Below are 2,455 nucleotides of genomic sequence, written 5' to 3' on the forward strand. Positions count from 1 at the left end.
AACGGACCTATCCAGGACGGCTCCGACGCCGTGATCACACCAGCCACAACAAGATCATCTCATCCCTGACCAGGGGTTACGGGACAACCTTTAGACGACTCGGAACGCGCGTGTGGCCGAAGCGTGTGTGCGGAAAACGTCTGGAGTTCGCCCCGGATGCCGTCTGCTCAGGGCAGTGCGGGGCCGGTAGGGGCCAGAATCGTGGCCGTGGCCTCGTTGCGCAGTGAGGTGAGTGTGCTCAGCTGGTGGCGGGCCCTGTCCAGGAGTTCTTGGAGCCGGACGGCGTCCAGGCGCGGGTCGTCGGCTGCCGCCAGGGACAATGACTCCCAGAGCAGAAATTTGCCCGAGACCCCCAGCTGAAGTGCTTCCAGCTCCAGGAGAGGACTGATTCGGGAGCGACGCAGAATACGCCCGTTGGGCTTGAGACGCCCGACCTTTTCACCGACCCACGCCCCATAGATCTTGTACCGGCGGGCGGGGACCTCGAGGCGGAACATGAGCCGGAGAAGTGCTTGACGGTCCTGATCGATTTCCGCTGCAAGGCGCTTCAGGTCATTGCCGAATGGCGAGTCGCCGTATTCGCGAACCATGCGCCGGGCGAGTTCGACGCCGGCCGTGGCACCGGCCAAGTGATCATTGAGGTATGTGTGCAAAGTCCTGCTGGCCGAATTCCGCAGCCGGACTTCCCCTACCGCACCCATGACCGACCTCCTACCGTGTTTCGGCGTCCAGTGCCGGATATCGCCGACCCGCCCGAGTGCAACGGCTTCTTGCACCGCTCCGGTCCCGAAATGCCTCCTGCCCGCATCCAGGCGACAAGCCACATGGCCTCGGCGGCGGCATCGAGCACATGGGTGAAGCGGATCCGGCCGCGGGGGATGTACGCCACGTCGACCGCGAGCAGAGTGAGGGCTGTGCCCATCCCGACGCGTCGGGCCTGGGCCAGGCTCTCGGGCGAGGCGGAGGCGCCCAGCTGGCCCCACCCGCCCGCGACCAAGAGCCCCGAAACGGTCTTCACCAGCCAATCCTGCTCCCCCTTCATCCGCCGGGGCCCGAAAAAGAACTCGAAACTCCGCAGATGCAGCAGGGGCCAGGCTCCGCAGGCCACGTCGAAAAGACCCTGCGCGCGTGCCACGACCAGAGGCCTGATCGTACGCACGGCCCCAGGCCGACCTTGCTCCGCGCAGCGTATCCGCACTCGATTCGCGTACCCCCGACACGGGGGAGATATCACGTCGGTTGCATGCGGCCGACGCCGGCCGCGCAGCGACCGCGCCGTTCCGGGGGCTCCCGACCCTGATCAGCGCGTGCTCTCCGACGACCAACTCCAGCAGGCCGTGGAGGCGGGCGAGCGCAAGGGGCGGTAGAAAATCGGAGCCGGCCGCGTCGGCCGGAGCACAGCCGCCGCTGCTGGGCCCTGGAAGGCATCGGCAGCTACGGCGCCGGCCTCGCAGCCTTCCTGGACCAGGCCGGCGAACAGGTCGTCGAGGTCTGTCGACCGAAACGAGCGGTCAACCGCGGAGGCCGCAAGACCGACATGCTCGACGCCATCCGCGCCGCCAAGGAAGCACTGACCAGCGAGCATCTGATCCAGCCCGCCTTCGCGGCGAACGCCAGGCACTGCGTGTGCTGCTTGCCACCCGTCACGGCGCGGTCCTCGCTTCCACCGCCGCGATCAACCAGCTCAAGGCCCTGATCGTCTCCGCGCCGGAAGAACTCCGCGCCGAACTGCGTAAGCTCAAGCGCCCCGCCCAGATCACCTACTGCGCTCAGCTCCGCGACCGCCTGGACCAGGACCTCGAGCGCCGGATGAGGGTGCGAGCCATGCGGTCCACTGCTCAGCGCATCCAGATGCTGCAGGCCGAGGCCAAGGAACTCGAGAACGAGATCCTCGCCCTGGTACGGCAACAGGCACCCGAGCTCCTCAGCTTGCTCGGCGTCGGACCGATCACCGCCGCCCAGATCTTGATCAGCTGGTCTCACCAGGGACGATTCCGTTCGGAAGCCGCATTCGCCTCCTTCGCGGGCGTCTCGCCGATCCCCGCCTCCTCCGGGCTGACCAACCGACACCGTCTCAACCGCAGCGGCGACCGGCAGCTCAACCGGGCCATGCACACGATCACCCTGATCCGGATGCGGCTCGATCCCTCTACGAAGAGGTACGTCGCACGCAAGATCGCCGAAGGGAAGACCTCCCGTGACGCCCAGCGATGCCTCAAGCGCATGATCTGCCGCCAGATCTTCAAGATCCTTGAGCGCGACGACCGGAACCGACTCGGCAACGGCGAAGAACTCGCTCAAGCGGCTTGACACGACATAGCAGCCTCGGGGGAAGGCTGGGCCGTCAGAGTGAGGGACCACTAAAGGTTGTCCCGTAACCCCTGGTCAGGGATGAGATGATCTTGTTGTGGCTGGTGTGATCACGGCGTCGGAGCCGTCCTGGATAGGTCCGTTC

3 protein-coding genes are annotated in these 2,455 nt (G+C 66.3%); 1 reads left to right on the top strand and 2 read right to left on the bottom strand.

Going from position 1 to position 2,455, the window contains the following annotated elements:
- Positions 1 to 167: 167 nt before the first annotated feature.
- Together AB0M26_RS31765 and AB0M26_RS31770 are read right to left on the bottom strand one after the other, a co-directional pair.
- Positions 168 to 701, bottom strand: a complete 534-nt coding sequence (locus AB0M26_RS31765; RefSeq protein ID WP_365266473.1) for a hypothetical protein — start codon at positions 699 to 701, stop codon at positions 168 to 170.
- Positions 689 to 1,135: a hypothetical protein gene (locus AB0M26_RS31770; RefSeq protein WP_365266476.1), complete on the bottom strand. Its 447-nt coding sequence runs from the start codon at positions 1,133 to 1,135 to the stop codon at positions 689 to 691. Before AB0M26_RS31770 ends, AB0M26_RS31765 begins: the two co-directional genes overlap by 13 nt.
- A gap of 491 nt (positions 1,136 to 1,626) precedes the next feature.
- Between AB0M26_RS31770 and AB0M26_RS31775 the strand changes: the two genes are divergently transcribed.
- Positions 1,627 to 2,310 carry a transposase gene (locus AB0M26_RS31775; RefSeq protein ID WP_365266479.1) on the top strand — a complete coding sequence of 228 codons (684 nt, stop codon included), beginning with the start codon at positions 1,627 to 1,629 and terminating at the stop codon, positions 2,308 to 2,310.
- Positions 2,311 to 2,455: the final 145 nt, after the last annotated feature.

Origin of the sequence: Streptomyces sp. NPDC051776, from assembly GCF_040681345.1 — a bacterium.
Lineage (GTDB): Bacteria > Actinomycetota > Actinomycetes > Streptomycetales > Streptomycetaceae > Streptomyces.

Excerpts from the sequence above, each read along its gene's own strand:
- AB0M26_RS31765 (WP_365266473.1), bottom strand. The coding sequence starts at position 701 with ATGGGTGCGGTAGGGGAAGTCCGGCTGCGGAATTCGGCCAGCAGGACT.